Here is an 18,011-nt window from a genome sequence, read left to right on the forward strand (position 1 = left end):
TCTATATGCCTTCGTCGGCATGAACGGCCGCCGCCCGGTGTATGGGGCCGCTCGTGTGGCGCAGAAGACCGCCGGATGCCGCGTTGCGCACCGCTAGCACTTCGGCCAGTATCGACACCGCGGTCTCTTCGGGGGTGCTCGCGCCGAGGTCGAGGCCGATGGGTGAGTGCAGGCGCTCGAGCACCCCGGCATCGACTGCCTCGCGCAGCGCCTCGAGCCGTCGTTCATGGGTGCGGCGCGACCCCATCGCCCCTACGTAGGCGATCGGCAGGCCGAGTGCCACCTCGAGCAGCGGAATGTCGAACTTGTCGTCGTGGGTGAGTACGCACACCACCGTTCGGGCGTCGACCTCGGTACGCGCGAGGTAGGCAGACGGCCACTCGACCACCACCTCGTCTGCTGACGGAAAGCGGTCGGCGGTTGCGAACACCGGCCGGGCGTCGCAGATCGTCACGCGGTAACCGAGCAGCACCGACGCGTCGGCCAGCGCCGCCGAGAAGTCGACCGCGCCGAAGATGATCATGCGCGGGGCCGACGCGGCCACCACGAACAGTGCTTCGACGAACCCTGTCTCGCAGTCGACGACGGCAAGGCCGCCGCGGCCGGCCGAGATGCGCGTCGCGAGTTCTGCCTGCAGCCGCCGCTCGTCGCGCGCACCGAGGGGGCTCGAGGGCCTCGGCTGCTCGACGTAACCGGCCACCAGGATGCTGCCGAACGCCGAACCGCCGACCACCAGCGCCAGACCGGCGGGCTGCCTGCTTGCGGCTGCGACGAACTCGGCGCGCAGTGCGCTGCCTGACCACCCCGCACCGGGCTCGATGCGCTGCACGACCACCTCGATGCGCCCACCGCAGGCGAGCCCCACCGCGAACGCGTCGTCGTCGGAGTAGCCGAACTCGTGCAGCGCGGCCTCGCCGGTCTGCAGCACCTCGCGGCACGCCTCGTAGACAGCACCCTCGACGCAGCCGCCCGAGATGCTGCCGATCACCGCGCCGGTGTCGGCGAGCGCCATTGCGGTGCCGAGGGTGCGCGGGGCGCTGCCGTTGATGCGCGTGACCGTCGCGACGGCGAGGGTGTGCCCGGCGTCGAGCAGCGGCAGAACGGCACCAGCCAGTTCGAGCATCCGGTTCTCCTCCCCGCTCGGCGCACCCGTTCGAGCCGCCCATCTGACACGAGCCTGACACAAAACAGTGTTAGAACTCTTTCATGCTGACCATCCGCAACGCCGTCACCACGTTCATCGATGAAACCACAGAAACCTCCGCAGAGCTTTTTCTCGACGACGGCGTGGTGGTCGAGCCGGATGCCCGCACCGACTCCGCCGCCCGCATCGAGGTGCTCGACGCCACCGGGTGCGTGGTCACCCCGGGTCTCGTCAACGCCCACCACCACCTGCTGCAGACCGCGTTCCGCACCCTTCCCGGCACCCGTGGCGTCGCGATGGCGACCTGGCTGCCCACCATGGCGGCGGAGTATGCCCGCATCGGCATAGACGCAGAACTCGAGTACGCCGCTGCCCGCGCCGGCCTGGCCGAGGCGCTGCTGAGCGGTGTCACGACCGTCGCCGACCACCACCTGAACTGGCCGACCGGCTACGGCACAGCCGAGACGGTCGACATCGCCACGGCTACCGCGACGGCGGCCGCCGATCTCGGCGCCCGGCTCGTCGTGGTGCGCGGCTCGGCGCGCGATGACGCCCAGGCCGCGGCGGCCTCGGCCGAGGCGATCGTGTCCGCCCTGGTGCCTGCGGCGGCACACGGCATCCGCGCCGACGGAATGCTCCAGGTCGCCGTGGGCCCCGCCGGCGTGCACAGCGACAGCCCCGAGACATTCGCGCTGCTGGGCGACGTGGCCGAGCGGCACGGCCTGCGCCGACGCACACAGGCGAACGAGCAGGTCGACGTGGTCATCGCTCTCGAGAAGTACGGCCGCCGGCCCATCGATCTGCTCGACGACTGGGGCTGGCTGGGCCCCGACGTCACCCTTGCGCACCTCTGCGACCTGACACCCGACGAGATCACGCGGCTCGCCGCGACCGCCGTCACCGCCACCCACGCCCCCGGCTGCGACCTGCCCATGGGCTGGGGCATGGCTCCCGTGGCCGCGCTGCGCTCCGCCGGAGTCGTCGTCGGTCTCGGCACGAGCGGCGGCGGCAGCAACGATGCCGGTCACCTGCTGGCGGATGCTCGGCTGGCCATGCAGGTGGCCCCGCTGGTCGGGCCACCCCTCGCGGCGCGGGAGGTGCTCGGAATAGCCACGAAGGGCTCGGCCCTCGGCCTCGGCCGGCCCGAGCTGGGCTCCCTCACCCTCGGCGACGCGGCCGATGTCTGCGTGTGGGACGTGTCGGGCGTCGCCGACGCCGGCGTCGCCGACCCCGTGGCCGGCCTGCTCTGGGCCGCGCCGGGCCGCCGCCCGCGACACGTCGTCGTGGCCGGCCGCGTGGTCGTGCGCGACTACCACCTCGTCGGCGCAGACGAACGCACCGTCGCCACCGACCTCGACGACCTGCTCGCCGCCCGCCGCCGTCGCCGGCTCTGACCGACCCGGCCCGCACGAGCGGAGCCGGTCAGACCGGCAGCGCCGGCCGGCAGGCCGACCCTCAGACCGGCCCGCAGACCCGCCCGCACGGCGACCCACCCACTCTGCAGCGCTGCGGCGTCAGAGTTCGAGCACGAGCCGCGGCCCGGCCGCGCGCGACACGCAGATCATCATCGTGTCGCCGGCCTCCTGCTCACCCGGCGTCAGCACCGAGTCGCGGTGGTCGATGGCCCCCTCGATCACCGGCGTCTCGCACGTGCCGCAGGTGCCCTCACGGCACGAGAACGCCACGAGCGCCCCCGCCTCGTCGGCCACCTCGAGAATCGAACGCTCGGGAGGCACCGTGACCGTCACCCCGGTGAGCATCAGCTCTACCTCGAAGGCGTCGGCGAACACCGGCTCGCCGCTGGCCTTCGCCTCGAAGCGCTCGACGTGCAGCGCGCCGAACGGCAGCGCGGCCGTGAGCCCGAGTGCGGCATCCAGCAGCCGGCCCGGCCCGCAGCAGTACACCTGCGTCGCCTGTGTCCCCGGGGCAGACGTCGCGGTCACCTCGGCGAAGAGTTCGTCGAGCGCGAACCGCTCGCCGGCCTCGCTCGCGAACAGCGTCACGCGGCCGGGGTAGCGCTGCACCAACTCTGCCGCAAAGGCCATCGACCCGTGTGACCGCCCGGCATACACCAGCGACCACTCGGCCTCCGCTGCCTCGGCTGCCGAGATCATCGGCAGCAGCGGAGTGATACCGATGCCGCCCGCCACGAAGAGATACGCGGGCGCGCTCTGGAATGCGAAGTGGTTCAGGGGGCCCCGCACCGTCAGCTCCGACCCCACCGCGACCGAGGTGTGCACGAACTCCGACCCGCCGCGGCCGCCCGGTTCGCGCAGCACGGCGACGCACCATGACGATCGGTCGGCCGGGTCGGAGCACAGCGAGTACTGCCGTTCGAGCCCGGGCTGCAGCACCAGGTCGATGTGCGCCCCGGGCTGCCACACCGGCAGGTCGGCGCCATCGGGCCGGGCAAGCGTGAGCACCACGATGTCGTCGGCGACGGGCGTGACGTCGGTCACCACCGTTTCGAACTGGGGCAGTGGATGCGCGCTCACGACGCTCTCGTCTCTGTCAGGCCGACACCCCGCGGTGCGGCGGCCGCCGCGGCGGCAACCACCTCGAACGCCGGGGCCGGGGCGAAGGTCGCGGCGGTGGCCGCCTTGCTCCACAGCGTGACGCGGGCCGGCTGGCCGTTTTCTGCGGCGACGAACCGCTGCTTCACGATCAGCAGCCGGTACGGCTCGCCGAACGCCGAGCGCCAGCGGTGCGGCGTTCCGCCGACGAAGTACAGCGAGTCGCCGCGGGTCAGCGCGTTGAGGCCGGCGGCCTCGAGGTCGACCACGATCTCGCCCTCGACGACGGTGATGAACTCGTCTTCGGCGTGCCGGTAGAAGTCGCCGAACTCGAGGTTCGCCCCGCAGAACTCCATCGGCTGAAACCTGGCGCGCCCGTCGACGAGAACGCGCCCCTCGCCCTCGGCGTACGGCCCGCGGATGCCCTCCGAGCGCCGCACGAGCGTCGCAGCCCCCGTCGCCATCGTCGTCGGCGTCGCAGCCCCGGGCGCCATCGTCGTCGGCGTCGCACCCCCGGGCCTGGCGTCGGCCGAGGCGCCGGCAGCGGTAGCGGCAGCGGCAGACGCAGACGCAGCAGCTGCCGCGACGCCATCCTCGAGCACCAGCGCATCGTCGTTCGCCCACGACCCCGCCACCGGTTGCTCGGCCGCCCCGGCGAGCAGCTCGAGCTGGCTGGTCTCGAGTGCCCGCGCGATGCGCTCGAGCGACGCCATGCTCGGCCGGGCGTGCCCGCGTTCGAGCTGCGAGAGAAACGGGTGCGACAGGTTCGACAGCCGGGCGAGTTCCACCAGCGTCAACGACTTCGAGAGCCGGGCGGCCCGAATGGCTGCGCCGAGCTGCAGCGTCTGCGGGTCGAGCGCCTGCGTCGTGGTGCCGGGCATCTGCCCCCCTCTCGGTGCTGGTCGGTTCGGTGCTGGTCGGTTCGGTGCTGGTCGGTTCGGTGCTGGTCGGATTCAGCGCCCACGTCAGACAGTAATCGCCAAACCTACACAGGCTGCAATCGCCGAACCTGAGGGTTAACACGACGAAATCTTCGTGTTACACGACCGAAACGCACCGAACGTAGATTTTCACATGTTGAGCACATCAACATTTCAGCACGGTCTCCCAACGTCGAGATGATCGCCGACCGATCATGTCTAACCTGCGCAGGAGGTGCGAGCACGATGAGTCACCTCCCCCTGCCGCTCGGCCTGCTGCAGAACGCGACGCTGCCCGACGGCAGCACCTGCGATGTTCTCCTCGACGGCGGCATCGTCGCCGCCGTGGCACCCGCCGGCACCCTCGCGTTCGGCTCGGGCGCCACCCTCGACCTCACCGGCTACGTGCTGCTGACCGCCCCGGCCGAGCCGCATGCCCACCTCGACAAGGCGCTCTCGTTCGACGTCATCGAGCCTCCGATGGGCGACCTCGTCTCGGCCATCCTCGCCTGGCGCGAGTACGCGCAGACCATGACAACCGAGAGCATCGCCGAGCGCGCCCGCGCCGCCGCCCTGCTGATGCTGCGGCAGGGCACGACCGCCGTGCGCAGCCACGTCGACATCCTGCTCGGCGACGAACCGCTTCGCGGGGTGCGAGCCCTGCTCCAGGTTCGGGATGAACTGCGGGGCCTCCTCGACATCGAACTGGTCGCACTCGCCAGCTCCGACGCTCCCGACGCCGACATCGAGGCGGCCATCGACCTCGGCGTCGATCTCGTCGGCGGCGCCCCGCACCTCTCCCCCGACCCGAGCGCCGACCTGCAGCGGCTGCTGCGCATCGCCGAGCGCCGGGGCGTCGGAGTCGACATCCACACCGACGAGGGCCTCGGCGGCCCGCTGACCCTCGGCGAACTCGCGCTCTCGGTGCGCGACTGGCCCGCCGACCGCAACCGCAGCGCGGGCCACTGCGTGCGGCTCGGAACCCTCGAGGCAGACGAGCTCGCCGAGGTTCTCGATGAGGTGAAGCTGGCAGACGTGGGCATCATCAGCCTGCCCATCACCAATCTGTACCTGCAGGGGTGGGAGCATCCGGTCTCCACTCCTCGCGGACTGACCGCTGTGCGCGCCGTACTCGACGCGAACATCCGCTTCGCCGCCGGAGCCGACAATGTGCGCGACCCCTTCAACCCGGTGGGCCGCAGCGACGCCCTCGAGACAGCCTCACTGCTGGTCACCGCCGGTCACCTCACCCTCGACGAGGCCTACACCGCGGTGAGCGACGGCGCCCGCGAGGTGCTCGCCCTGCCCCGGGCGGGCGTCGCCGTCGGGGCGGTCGCAGAACTGCTCGCGGTGCGTGGCTCTTCGCTCTCCGACGTGATCGCCAATGCCTCGGCCGACCGGTACGTCATCCACGCCGGCGCCCTGGTCGCCCAGAGCACGGTGACGTACGACGTCGCCGACCCCACACCCCTGCACCAACCGTCTCATCATGAAAACGAGGTGATGCTGTCATGACTGTCACAGCACCCGCACCATCAGCACCGCAGGCCACATCGACCGACACACTTCTCGACTTCACCAACGTCGAGATGACCTTTCCCGATGGCACGATCGCGCTGCAGGGTGTCGACCTCGTCGTGAAGCGCGGCGAGTTCGTCACCGTCGTCGGCCCCTCGGGCTGCGGCAAGAGCACCCTGCTGCGCATCGCGTCGGGGCTCGAGACGGCGTCGAACGGCACCACGAAGCTCGGCACCGACCGCATCGGCTACGTGTTCCAGGATGCGACGCTGCTGCCGTGGCGCAACGTCACGGCGAACGTCGAGCTGCTGGCCGAACTGCACGGCGAGACCAAGAGAGACAGGGCCGCCAAGGCCAAAGAGGCGATCGACCTCGTCGGGCTCGGCGGGTTCGAGAAGCACCTGCCCAAGGCCCTGTCGGGCGGCATGAAGATGCGGGCATCCCTCGCCCGGTCGCTGACCCTCGACCCCGAACTGTTCCTGTTCGACGAGCCGTTCGGGGCGCTCGACGAGATCACCCGCGAGCGTCTCAACGACGAACTGATCAGGCTGTTCAACGCCAAGCAGTTCGCCGGCCTGTTCATCACGCACTCGGTCTCCGAGGCGGTGTACATGTCGACCAAGGTGGTCGTGATGTCAGGTCGACCGGGAAAGATCGTCGAGACCTTCGACGTTCCCTTCCCCCAGCCGCGTGACCCCGACATCAGGTTCACGCCCGAATACGCCGCGCTCGTCGGCGAAGTCTCGCACGCCCTGCGGAAGGGACACGGCCAGTCATGACCACCATCTCGAACGAAACCACCGTGGGCGACGGCGTCGACAACGTCGAGGCGCACCCCACCCCCGAGCTGCCGGCCACGCTCACCACGACCGCCACGGCGAAGAAGAAGAGCCGTGTCTCGACCTGGGTGCCGCCGCTGCTCGTCTTCCTCGGCATCGTGGGCGTCTGGTACCTGATCAGCTACCTCGTGCTCGACCCGCACCTGCGCTTCCTGCTGCCGCCGCCCCAAGACATTCTGATCAAGGGTTTTCTCGACCCGCTGTCGTTCAACGCCCTCTGGGTGGCGCTCTACCAGACCATCATCGTGTCGATGCTCGGCCTCGTGATCGCGATCGTCATCGGCGTGATCTGGGCCATCGCCATGTCACAGGCGAAGTGGGTGGAGCGCTCGCTCTTCCCCTACGCGGTGATTCTGCAGTGCATCCCGATTCTCGCCCTGGTGCCGCTGATCGGCTTCTGGTTCGGCTACGAATTCCAGTCGCGGGTGCTGGTCTGCGTCATGATCGCCCTGTTCCCGATGGTGAACAACACACTGTTCGGCCTGCAGTCGGTCGACAAGGGGCACAAAGAACTGTTCAAGCTGCAGGGCGCCAGCCGCTGGACCACCCTCGGCAAGCTCTCGCTTCCCGCTGCCCTGCCCGCCATCTTCGCCGGCATGCGCATCTCGGCGGGGCTGGCCGTCGTCGGTGCGATCGTCGGCGACCAGTTCTTCCGGCGCGGCACGCCCGGCCTCGGCATCCTGATCAGCAACTACAGCTCGCGCCTGCAGGGTGAGCAGCTGTTCGCCACGATCATCACTGCCGCGCTGTTCGGTGTCGTCGTGTTCTGGCTGTTCGGCCTGCTCGGTCGCCGCGTCGTCGGCAAGTGGTACGACTTCACCTAGACCGGCAGCGCACTCGGCACACCCACCTACCCGCTCACCGCCCGGCGCGCGCGCACCACGCCGGCCCACAGTTGTTCCACCCCGCACCACGGCACCACGGCACCACGGCACCAACAGCACCTCAGCACCTCAGCACCTCAGCACCTGCTCACATCCCGAATGGAGAAGTAATGCACAAACGTTCACGAAGGGTCGCGTTCGCCAGCGGCCTCGCGGCCATCAGCATGGTGGCCCTCGCCGCCTGCAGCTCAGGCTCATCGACCAGTACCCCCGCGGCCTCCGCGGGCGCCGGCGGAATCGACCTCGCCGCCGCCGGCTGCCCGGCCACCGTCGTCATCCAGACCGACTGGAACCCCGAAGCCGAACACGGCCACCTGTACCAGATGCTCGGCCCGAACCCCACGGTCGACGCGAACAAGAAGTCGGTCTCGGGCGCGCTCTACGCCGACGGCCAGCCCACCGGCGTCAACCTCGAGATCCGCTCGGGCGGCCCGGCCATCGGCTTCCAGACCGTGACCAGCCAGATGTACGCCGACACCAGCATCACGCTCGGCTACGTGACCACCGACGAGGCCGTGCAGCTCTCGGCCGACCAGCCGACCACCGCCGTCTTCGCGCCGCTCGACAAGACGCCGCTGATGATCATGTGGGATCCGGCGACCTACCCCGATGTCAAGACCATCGCCGACCTCGGCAAGGCCCTCCAGCCCGGCAAGGTCGTTCGCTACTTCGGCGGTTCGGCCTACATGGACTACCTGACGAGCTCGGGCATCCTCAGCACCAGCCAGGTCGACGGCAGCTACGACGGCACCCCCGCCAACTTCGTCGCCGACCAGGGCGCCTCGGGCCAGCAGGGCTTCGCGAGCGCCGAGCCGTACCAGTACCAGTACGAGGTGCCGGCGTGGGGCAAGGCCGTGAACTACCAGACGCTGGGCGACGCCGGCTACCCGGTCTACGCCTCGGCCGTGTCGGTTCGCACCGCTGACGTCTCGACGCTGTCGGGCTGCCTCTCGAAGCTGGTTCCGATCATGCAGCAGGCCGAAGTCGACTACTTCGCCAACCCGGCGCCGGTCAACACGATGATCCTCGACCTGGTGACCCAGTTCAACACCGGCTGGGTCTACTCGCAGGGCATGGCCGACTACTCGGTCAAGACCATGACCGACAAGGCCCTCGTCGGCAACGGCGACAACACCACGCTGGGCGACATGGACACGGCGCGGGTGCAGAAGATCATCGATATCGACACACCGATCTACGCAGCCGGTGGCAAGGCGGTGAAGTCGGGCCTGACAGCGGCCGACATCTTCACCAACCAGTTCATCGACACGTCAATCGGCATGAAGTAGGGCACCCGCACCAATGAACACGAACCTGCCGGTGACGAGCGAGCGTCTCGCCTCGAAACGCATCATCGTCACCGGCGGGGCTCGTGGCATCGGCGCCTCCATCGCCGCCCGCGCGGCGGCCGAGGGCGCCGGCGTCGTCATTCTCGACCTGCTCGACGATGTCGGGCGAGCGACCGCCGACGCCATCGGCGCCGGGTTCCAGCACGTCGATCTCTCTGACGAGCACGACACGCGTCAGGCGGTGGGCGCCGCCATCGACACGCTCGGCGGGGTCGATGTGCTCGTGAACAATGCGGGCATCCTGCGCTTCGCCCCGCTGCTCGACATCACCGTGGCCGACTGGGATGCGATGTTCACCGTGAACACGCGCTCGATGCTCGTCACCACACAGGTGGCGGCGAGGTGGATGATCGGGGCCGACCGCCCCGGCAAGATCATCAACATGGCGAGCATGGGTGGCAAGACCGGCGGAGCGGGCCAGGGCCACTACGCCGCCTCGAAGGCCGCCGTCATCGCCCTGACCCGGGTCACCGCCCTCGAACTCGGCGCCAGGGCGATCACCGCCAACTGCATCTGCCCGGGCTACGTGCTCACCGAGATGGGCGCCGGCACCCGCACCGACGCCGACGTCGCCGAGTGGAGCAGCTACTCACCGCTCGGCCGGCTCGCCCAACCCGAAGACGTGGCGGGTGTGGCGATGTTTCTCGCCTCCGACGACGCCGACTACCTCACCGGGCAGGCCATCAACGTCACCGGCGGCATGATCATGCACTGACCGGCGCCGCGTCCCTCCCACTCACCCCGATGCTAGGAACCACCACATGTCTCGCAAGCTCGTCGAACTCTCCAGCCTCGCCGCTGTCGAAGCCCTGCGCCACGACTCGGTCGTCGTGCTGCCGACCGGCGCGATCGAGCATCACGGCCCGCACCTTCCGCTGTCGACCGACTTTCTCATCGCCGAGGAGTCGGCCGCGGCCGCCGTCGACCTGGCCGCCGCTGCGGGCGTGAACGCCTGGCTGCTGCCGGGCCTCGCGTACACGAAATCCGACGAACACCACTGGGCTCCCGGCACGGTCTGGCTCAGCTGGGAGACGCTGATGCAGACGATCGTCGAGATCGGCGAATCGATCGCCCAGACGCCGTGCACCCGGTTGGTGTTCTACAACGGTCACGGCGGCAACGTCGCCCTGCTGCAGGTGGCCTGCCGCGAACTGCGTCGCCGGTTCGGCCTGCAGACCTTTCTGATCGGCGGCGGCATGCCCGCCAACGGCGGCGCGAAGTCGAGCGAGAACGAGTTCGGCCTGGGCATCCACGGCGGCCACATCGAGACGAGCGTGGTGCTGCACCTGCAGCCCGAGCTCGTCGACATGAGCCTCGCGGTGCGCAGCGTGCCCGAGCACCTCCTCGACTACCAGTACGTCGGGTTCGGCAAGCCGGTCAGCTTCGGCTGGGTGAGCAACGACTTCGCCGCCAGCGGGGTGATCGGCGATCCCACCGAGGCGACCGCCGAGTTCGGCAAGGCGCACTTCGAGGCGAACGTCGCCCAGGCCGCCGCTGCACTGGGCGAGATCGCCGTGTTCTCGCCGGCGCCGGTGCAGAAGCGCGTCGGCTTCAGCGTGAGCTGACCCACCCAGACCTCTTTCTCATCTCGTATCCCGCCTCATCTCGAAGGACCACCGCATGACCGACCACACGACCGACATCGACGGCCTCATCGCCGAACTCCGTGACCTGCTCGGCGACAGGGCGGTCACCATCGAGCAGCGCGCCCGCGAGAAGGCGTCACTCGACGGCGCCTACCTCTCACCCATCCTCTCTGAGCAGCTGCCGCTCGGCCTCGCCGACCTCGTCGCCTTTCCCACCAGCGCCGAGCAGATCGCCGCGACCATCGGCGCCGCCGTGCGCCACCACGTGCCGATCACGCCACGCGGCAAGGGCACGGGCAACTACGGCCAGGGCATCCCGATGCGGGGTGGGCTTGTGCTCGACATGTCGAAGTCACGGGGAATCGTCGAGGTCGGCGACGGCTTCATCACGGTCGAAGCCGGCACGCCCATGGTCATGATCGAGCAGGCGGCGAACGCCGCGGGCCAGCAGATCCTGATGTACCCCTCCACTGCGCAGTCGACCATCGGCGGCTTCCTCTCCGGCGGCTCGGGCGGAACCGGCTCGATCAAGCACGGTTCGAATCACACCGGGTTCGTGCTGGCGCTCGACGTGGTGCACGCGGTTCCGGATGCCCAGCTCATCCACGTCGAAGGCGACGCCGCAGCACCCTACGTGCACACCTACGGCACCCTCGGCATCATCGCCCGGGCCACCCTCATGCTCGAACCGTTGCAGAGCTGGCGTGGACTGTACGCCAGCTTCGACACCTTCGACGCCGCCCTCAGCGTCATCCGCGAGATCGGCGCGCTCGAACCCACCCCGCGCCTCGTCTCGGCCGACCTGCCGGTGCTCGCCAATGCGCTGCCCGACGACCCGGCCATCCCGAAAGACCGCGCCAGTCTGCGCGCGATTCTCGACGACGCGACCGTCGAGGCGGCGAGCGCCCTGATCTTCGCGGCCGGCGGGCGCATCGAAGACGTGCGCGAGGGCCCGCAGGCCTCGATGAAGATCAGCATGCTCTCGTACAACCACCCCATCGAGTGGCTGCAGAAGAGCGACCCGGGCAAGTACTTCCACGTCGAGGTCGCCGGCGACGCCCTGGTCGAGCGCATCGACGAGGTGCACGCGGTGTACAACGGCGGCATGCTGCACATCGAGGCCCAGCACGGCCGCCCGATCGGAATGCTCGCGGGCATCTACGAGAGCAGAGAGCAGGTCTACGCCGGCTTCGACGCCCTCGCCGCGCTGGGCGTCGGATCGCACAACCCGCACCACTGGGAGGTCGATCACGAGGTCGAGCGCACCCGCAGTCTGGCCGTCGACACCGACCCCGAGGGGCTGCTCAACCCGGGCAAGCTGCCCGCCGCCGGCACGGCCCCGGTTGCGGGCGCCGGAAAGGTCACGTGATGCCGGGCCCTCGCCCCGCCGCCCGCATCGGCGTCGTCCGATGACAACCCCGCCCTGGTTCGACGAGGTGCGCAGCTGGCTGCCCGCCGACGGCGACCCGGCGCGCCCCCTGATCGCTCTCTCCACGGTCGCCCCCGACGGGTATCCCGACACGCGCCATGTTCTGCTGAGCGATTTCGATGAGCAGGGCTTCTTCTTCCACACGGATGCCCGCTCCCGCAAGCTCACCGAACTGCGCGCCGCGCCCCGGGCCTCGTTCGCGATCGCGTGGCCCGAGCTCCGTCGCCAGCTCGTCGTGGTGGGCGACACCGAATCAGCGAGCGCCGAGGAGGCGACCACGGCGTACCAGCGCCGCTCGTACTACCTCCAGGTGCTGGCGTGGCTGAACGATGCCGAGTTCGCCCGACTCGACCCCGCAGAGGGCGCTCGTCGGTGGGCCGAGTTCGAGGCCGCGCATCCCTACGGCACGCTCACACCGCCCGCCACCTGGGCGGGCATCCGCATCGCGCCCACCCGCGTGACGCTCTGGCACGGGCATCCCGACACCGCCAGCAGACGCACCGAATACACCCTCGTCGACGGCGACTGGCACACGTCGACGCTGCCGGGATGAGCGACCCGATGGGCAACCTGACGGGCGACCGGATGCCCGACCCCGCCGCCACGCGCCGCTCCCGCGTGGCGATCAACCCCCTGCCCTGGCTGCTCGACCAGCACACGGGCTTCCACTTCACCCGTGGCGCCCTCGACACCGCCCTGCGCGCCCTCGGCCCGCTCGGCTACCGGGCGGTCAGCGTCGCACCGCTCGAAGACGCCTCCACCGCCGAGTATCTGCAGCTGCTCGCCGCGCGCGACTTCGCTCCGGCGCCCGGCTACTTCGGCGCCGACTTCACCGCGAACGCCGACACCGCCGCGGTCATCGAGGCCGCCCGGCAGCTCGCCGAGTTCCACGTCACGCTCGGCCTCGACACCATCTTCATCGCTGCCGACCTCACCGACCCGCGGTTGGCGCACCCGGCGGTCGGGTTCGACGCCGATGCCGATCGGCTCGACCGCATCGCCGCCGGCCTCGTGCTCGCCGCCGAGATCTTCTCTGCCGCCGGCGTCACCGCCGCCCTGCATCCACACGTGAGCTCGTTCATCGAGACCGAGGCCGAGATCCGCCACGTGCTCGACGCCACGGCGGGCAGCACCCTCGCGTTCGGCCCCGATCTCGGGCACCTGCTCTGGGCGGGCGCCGACGTCGCGTCGCTCGTCGGCGACTACGCCGGGCGGGTGGCCGCCCTGCACCTGAAGGATGCCCGCCTCGCCGGTGCCGCCTCAGCACGCGCGGCGGCCGCCGACTACGCCGACTCCACCACCCAGCACCGCGTCTGGACCGAGCCCGGCCGCGGCGACCTCGACGTCACGGCCGTCTTCGCCGCCCTCGGCGACTCGTTCGACGGCTGGTCGATCATCGAGGTCGACGTGCCCGACCTGCCCACCCCCGAACAGAGCTCGGCCGCCGCCCTCGACTTCGTGCTCGCCCAGCCCTACTTCGGCGGCACCCGATGATCGGCACCGAAGCGGCGCAGGCTCACCCGCGACGCCACGCGCGCGGTGGCCTCGGCGAACGCGGCCTCGCCGCCGGCCGCCGGGCCACCCGACAGATTCACACCGACCACTCCGCCCTGCGCCAGCAGCTCGTCGCTCAGCTCCACCGCCGCAGCGACACCCTCGGCGTAGACGTCGCGCGCACCGAGAATACGCTCGAGGTACCCGGGCGGCAGCACCAGTGTCGTGAACGAAGCCAGCAGCTCTGCGCTGCCCCGATCGACCACCATGGGAACGCAGGCGATGAAGCCGAGCCCGCCGAGCGCCTCCTGCTGCTCGAGCCGGCGAACCTCGGCGATGAACCGCGCCACCGGGTGAGCACCGCCGCAGTGATTGACGAAGGCGATGCGGGCTCCGGCGCGCTGCTTCTCCACCAGGCGCTCAGCCCTGCGCTCGACTGGAGGAGTCGCCGGCGCCTCGCCGACCGAGACCAGCAGCCCCGCGGCGGCAGCACGCGCCGCCACACGAGTCGAGTCGAGGTCGAACACCGGCAGGGCATCCGGTCGCTGCCCGGTGAGCGTGTGGTCGCCGGTGACGCAGTGCACCGCGGATGCTCCGACCGCCGCCAGGCCCGCGAGTTCACCCTCGATGGCCACCCGGTTGCGGTCGCGGCAGTTCAGTCCGATGAACGCTGCCAGTCCGGCATCCTGAATCAGCTCGGCGCGAAAGGTGGGTGCGAACTGCACCCGCGCGGCCCCGGAGTCGCCCGACAACGCGGCGTCGACCGAGCCGCGCATGATGCCCGCGCACTCTTCAGCCGACGCGACGTCGACCGCCCGCGCGGCGAAGTCGCCCACCACGATCTGCCGTTCGCGCATCGTCTGCGCCAGCCGCTCGGCGACTCCGCCCTGAGCCTCCGGAGCCAGCCGCTCGGCGACTCCGCCGTGCGCCCCCTGCGGCAGCCTGCCATCCACCTCGCCACGCCACTGCCGCTCGGCCCCGCCGGGTGCCCCACCCCACCGCACCGTGGCGGAGTCGACGAACACGCACCGCTCCTCTGCCACCTCGCACGTGCCGTCGAACTTCACCCCGCCGCACGGCCCGAACGTCATGTGCTTCGGGCACGAGAACGCCTGATCGATCACCTGGTGCACCGCCATTCTCCGCCGTCAGCTTCGGCTGGCCCACACCCTACCGCCGCCGTGTGTCGGCGACGTTTCACGACCGCCGGCTGCCGCCGAACCGACGAAGTTAGGCTGAACACGCCCCGCCGCTTCGCAGACACACCCCCCGGAGGAACGAGTGACTGACCCCTACGACCTCGTCGTTCGCAGTTCGAGCGCCTACATCGACGGTGCCTTCCGCCCGGCCGCCCTGGCCGTCACCAGCGGCCTCATCGTCGCCGTCGGCGAGGTGGATGCCCCCTTCAGCGCCGCGCGCGACATCACCCTCCCACCCACCCAGGTGCTCATCCCCGGCATCGTCGACACGCACGTCCACGTCAACGAACCGGGCCGCACCGACTGGGAGGGTTTCGCCAGCGCCACCCTCGCGGCCGCCGCGGGAGGCGTGACCACCATCATCGATATGCCGCTGAACAGCATCCCGCCCACCACCACACCCGAGGCACTCGCCCTGAAACGCCAGGCCGCCGCCCGCCAGGCCAGCGTCGATGTCGGGTTCTGGGGCGGTGCCATCCCGGCCAGCCTCGGTCACCTCGAACCGGTGCACGAGGCGGGTGTCTTCGGCTTCAAGTCGTTCCTCTCCCCGTCCGGCGTCGACGAGTTCCCCCATCTCAGCACCGAGCAGCTGCACGAGGCCCTCGCCGAAGTAGCCCGGTTCGATGGCCTGCTCATCGTGCACGCCGAAGACCCCACCGTTCTCGCCGCGCACGAGAACGCGGGTGGTGTCGGTTACGAAGACTTCGTCGCCAGCCGCCCCGGCTCGGCCGAGAAGTCGGCCATCGAGCACGTCATCGACGGGCTGCGCGTCACCGGCGCCCGGGCGCACATCCTGCACCTCTCCTCCGCGGCCGCCCTGCCGATCATCCGCGCCGCCAGGGCAGAGGGGCTGCGCCTCACCGTCGAGACCTGCCCGCACTACCTCAGCTTCGCCGCCGAAGGCATCCCCGACGGCGCGACTCAGTACAAGTGCTGCCCGCCCATCCGCGACGAGGCCAACCGCGAGCTGCTGTGGCAGGCCCTGCTCTACGGCGACATCGACCTCATCGCCTCAGACCACTCGCCCAGTACCCGTGAGCTCAAACTCGGCCACGGCGGCGACTTCGGCCTCGCCTGGGGCGGAATCTCCGGCCTCCAGGTCAGCCTCCCGGCCGTCTGGTCGGCGGCACGCGCACTCGGCATCGGTCTCGACCGCGTGGTCGAATGGATGTCCGGCTCCACCTCGCGCCTCGTGAACCTGCCCGCCAAGGGCTCGCTCACTGCGGGCACCGACGCCGACTTCGTCGCCTTCGCACCCGACGAGACCTTCACGGTGATCGCCTCTGAGCTGCAGCACAAGAACAAGCTCACCGCCTTCGAAGGATCAGACCTGCACGGCGTCGTGCACACTACCTGGCTGCGCGGCACCCCGGTGTTCTCCGTCGACGACACCGACCACGTCGTTCCGCTGCACGGCGAGCTGCTGAGCCGATCGACGCCCTAGCCGCGCGACCCGGCGGCCCCGGGCGACACGCCCGCTCGTCACCCGAACCGCCGCCACCGCCCGAGACACCTCCACCCCGACCATCCACATCCACCCGACAGGAGAACCCATGGCCATCGTTCTAGGCTCGAACCGCTACGGCAAGGCGGAGAACCGCGTCGTGCGCATCTACCGCGACACCAGCCGCCACGAGATCAGAGACATCAACGTCTCGAGCGCGCTGCGCGGCGACTTCGCGGCAGCATACCTCGAGGGTGACCAGTCGAAGATCCTGCCGACCGACACCCAGAAGCAGACGGCCTACTCCTTCTCGAAGGAGAAAGGCCTCACCTCCATCGAGACCTACGCCCTCGAGCTGGGTGCGCACTTCGTCGACTCCGTCGAGTACGTCGAAAGCGCCCGCATCGAGGTCGAAGAGTTCGAGTGGCAGCGCGTGCTGGTCGACGGCACCGAACACGACCACACCTGGGTGCGCAAAGGGCAAGAGGTGCGCACCGCCGCCGTCACGGTCACAGGGTCGGGCGACGAGCGCACGAACGTCGTCATCGGCGGATTCAAAGACCTGATCATCCTGAAGTCCACCGGCTCAGAGTTCACCGGCTTCTACGAAGACCCCTACACGCTGCTCGAGCCCACCCGCGACCGGGTCATGGCGACCTCGCTCATTGCCAAGTGGCGTTTCACCTCCACCGACGTCGACTGGGAGGCGACGTACCTCGGCATCAAGAAGATCATCATCGAGACCTTCGCCACGCTGCACTCGCTCGCCCTGCAGCAGACGCTCTACGAAATGGGCAAGGCGGTGCTCGAGGCATACGACTTCATCGCCGAGATCCGCTTTCAGGCGCCCAACAAACACCACTTCCTGTTCAACCTGGCGCCCTTCGGCGTCGAGAACAACAACGAGGTCTTCAACGCCGATGATCGCCCCTACGGTCTCATCGAGGCCACGGTCATCCGCGACGACGTGCCCCCCGCCCCCGCCGCCTGGGATCCGTACACCGGCCTCGTCTGATCGCTAGTACTGCGCCGGCCACACAAAGGGTGCCGGTGGTGATGCCGGTGTTCCCGCCGGGGTGAACACCAGGTCGATGTCCATCTTGTTCGTCAGCACGATGTCGGCCGGGTCACCCGTGTACGGCTTCTGGTCGACGAACACCGTGAACGTCTCGGTCGGCGATGAGGTCACCCCGCCCACACCGGTCAACGTGAGCGGCAGGCCCCACTCGTCGAAGAACTGGCCGAGCTCGAAGTCGCGCGTCACCGCCGACTCGACATGCAGGATGCCCGTGGTGTCGTGCGTGTGCAGCGGCTGGGTGACGCCGGTCACGGCGTCGATGCCGGTGTTGGCGGGCACGGTCTGCTCGGCGCCGTTGATGCTGATCGTCAGGTGCGCGTGCAGATGTTCCGGCACCGGAGCCACCCCGGCCGCCAGCGCGACCACACCCGTACACAGCACGGCCGTCGCGGTCAGCACGGCCCACACCGGCAGCTCGAACACCTTCGTCATGTCGCAACCGTAGGCGGCGTTGCCGCGAGAGTGCTGGCAACCACCGCACACGCTCACGAGGAGGCGCAACCGCGACATCACGGAGAGCTCGGGTTAAAGCGAAGAAGCCCAGCTCCCGAAGAGGCTGGGCTTCTTGAAGGTGGGTCCGGCGGTGTCCTACTCTCCCACAAGGTCTCCCTTGC

17 protein-coding genes are annotated in these 18,011 nt (G+C 69.7%); 12 read left to right on the top strand and 5 right to left on the bottom strand.

All coding sequences use genetic code 11. From position 1 onward, the window contains the following. Position 1: 1 nt before the first annotated feature. Complete coding sequence (locus V3W46_RS00945) at positions 2–1,123, bottom strand: XdhC family protein (protein WP_331781206.1); 1,122 nt, start codon at positions 1,121–1,123, stop codon at positions 2–4. Between the two features lie 83 nt (positions 1,124–1,206). On the opposite strand from V3W46_RS00945, the gene V3W46_RS00950 reads away from it, so the two are divergent. Continuing rightward, entirely contained in the window at positions 1,207–2,538 is a 1,332-nt protein-coding gene (locus V3W46_RS00950; RefSeq protein ID WP_331781207.1) for an amidohydrolase family protein, read from the top strand. A gap of 120 nt (positions 2,539–2,658) precedes the next feature. Here V3W46_RS00950 and V3W46_RS00955 read toward each other — a convergent pair whose 3' ends face one another. Together V3W46_RS00955 and V3W46_RS00960 are read right to left on the bottom strand one after the other, a co-directional pair. Beyond that, positions 2,659–3,639, bottom strand: coding sequence for a PDR/VanB family oxidoreductase (locus V3W46_RS00955; RefSeq protein WP_331781208.1), 981 nt, complete (start codon positions 3,637–3,639; stop codon positions 2,659–2,661). Further along, positions 3,636–4,538, bottom strand: coding sequence for a helix-turn-helix domain-containing protein (locus V3W46_RS00960; RefSeq protein ID WP_331781209.1), 903 nt, complete (start codon positions 4,536–4,538; stop codon positions 3,636–3,638). The genes V3W46_RS00955 and V3W46_RS00960 overlap by 4 nt, the downstream gene beginning before the upstream one ends. Before the next feature lie 285 nt (positions 4,539–4,823). Between V3W46_RS00960 and V3W46_RS00965 the strand changes: the two genes are divergently transcribed. The 9 genes from V3W46_RS00965 to V3W46_RS01005 all read left to right on the top strand — a co-directional run bounded on the left by V3W46_RS00965 (position 4,824) and on the right by V3W46_RS01005 (position 13,676). Then, the gene (locus V3W46_RS00965) at positions 4,824–6,092 is read left to right on the top strand and encodes an amidohydrolase family protein (RefSeq protein WP_331781210.1); all 1,269 of its coding nucleotides are present in this window, start codon (positions 4,824–4,826) and stop codon (positions 6,090–6,092) included. After that, positions 6,089–6,874, top strand: coding sequence for an ABC transporter ATP-binding protein (locus tag V3W46_RS00970; protein WP_331781211.1), 786 nt, complete (start codon positions 6,089–6,091; stop codon positions 6,872–6,874). Before V3W46_RS00965 ends, V3W46_RS00970 begins: the two co-directional genes overlap by 4 nt. After that, a complete protein-coding gene (locus tag V3W46_RS00975) occupies positions 6,871–7,758 on the top strand; it encodes an ABC transporter permease (RefSeq protein ID WP_331781212.1) in 888 nt (295 codons plus the stop codon). The genes V3W46_RS00970 and V3W46_RS00975 overlap by 4 nt, the downstream gene beginning before the upstream one ends. Positions 7,759–7,928: 170 nt before the next feature. Then, positions 7,929–9,107 (top strand): ABC transporter substrate-binding protein, encoded by a 1,179-nt coding sequence (locus V3W46_RS00980; RefSeq protein WP_331781213.1) that lies wholly within the window; start codon positions 7,929–7,931, stop codon positions 9,105–9,107. 13 nt (positions 9,108–9,120) lie between these two features. Beyond that, positions 9,121–9,882, top strand: coding sequence for an SDR family NAD(P)-dependent oxidoreductase (locus V3W46_RS00985; protein ID WP_331781214.1), 762 nt, complete (start codon positions 9,121–9,123; stop codon positions 9,880–9,882). A 46-nt stretch (positions 9,883–9,928) separates the two neighbouring features. Beyond that, positions 9,929–10,732, top strand: a complete 804-nt coding sequence (locus V3W46_RS00990; RefSeq protein WP_331781215.1) for a creatininase family protein — start codon at positions 9,929–9,931, stop codon at positions 10,730–10,732. 55 nt (positions 10,733–10,787) lie between these two features. Further along, positions 10,788–12,122, top strand: a complete 1,335-nt coding sequence (locus V3W46_RS00995; RefSeq protein ID WP_331781216.1) for an FAD-binding oxidoreductase — start codon at positions 10,788–10,790, stop codon at positions 12,120–12,122. A 40-nt stretch (positions 12,123–12,162) separates the two neighbouring features. Then, positions 12,163–12,735, top strand: coding sequence for a pyridoxine/pyridoxamine 5'-phosphate oxidase (locus tag V3W46_RS01000; RefSeq protein WP_331781217.1), 573 nt, complete (start codon positions 12,163–12,165; stop codon positions 12,733–12,735). Beyond that, positions 12,732–13,676, top strand: a complete 945-nt coding sequence (locus V3W46_RS01005; RefSeq protein WP_331781218.1) for a sugar phosphate isomerase/epimerase family protein — start codon at positions 12,732–12,734, stop codon at positions 13,674–13,676. The genes V3W46_RS01000 and V3W46_RS01005 overlap by 4 nt, the downstream gene beginning before the upstream one ends. Here the strand turns inward: V3W46_RS01005 and V3W46_RS01010 are convergent. Beyond that, entirely contained in the window at positions 13,655–14,809 is a 1,155-nt protein-coding gene (locus tag V3W46_RS01010; protein ID WP_331781219.1) for a methylenetetrahydrofolate reductase C-terminal domain-containing protein, read from the bottom strand. The genes V3W46_RS01005 and V3W46_RS01010 overlap by 22 nt on opposite strands. Positions 14,810–14,957: 148 nt before the next feature. On the opposite strand from V3W46_RS01010, the gene allB reads away from it, so the two are divergent. Together allB and pucL are read left to right on the top strand one after the other, a co-directional pair. Then, a complete protein-coding gene (gene allB, locus V3W46_RS01015; RefSeq protein WP_331781220.1) occupies positions 14,958–16,319 on the top strand; it encodes an allantoinase AllB in 1,362 nt (453 codons plus the stop codon). A gap of 109 nt (positions 16,320–16,428) precedes the next feature. Then, positions 16,429–17,334, top strand: a complete 906-nt coding sequence (gene pucL, locus V3W46_RS01020; RefSeq protein WP_331781221.1) for a factor-independent urate hydroxylase — start codon at positions 16,429–16,431, stop codon at positions 17,332–17,334. A gap of 3 nt (positions 17,335–17,337) precedes the next feature. On the opposite strand, the gene V3W46_RS01025 is transcribed toward pucL, so the two are convergent. Continuing rightward, on the bottom strand, positions 17,338–17,829 hold the full coding sequence (locus V3W46_RS01025; RefSeq protein WP_331781222.1) for a hypothetical protein: 492 nt from the start codon (positions 17,827–17,829) through the stop codon (positions 17,338–17,340). Positions 17,830–18,011 lie beyond the last annotated feature (182 nt).

It is taken from the genome of Subtercola sp. YIM 133946 (assembly GCF_036553535.1).
In the GTDB taxonomy this organism is placed as follows: Bacteria; Actinomycetota; Actinomycetes; order Actinomycetales; family Microbacteriaceae; genus Subtercola.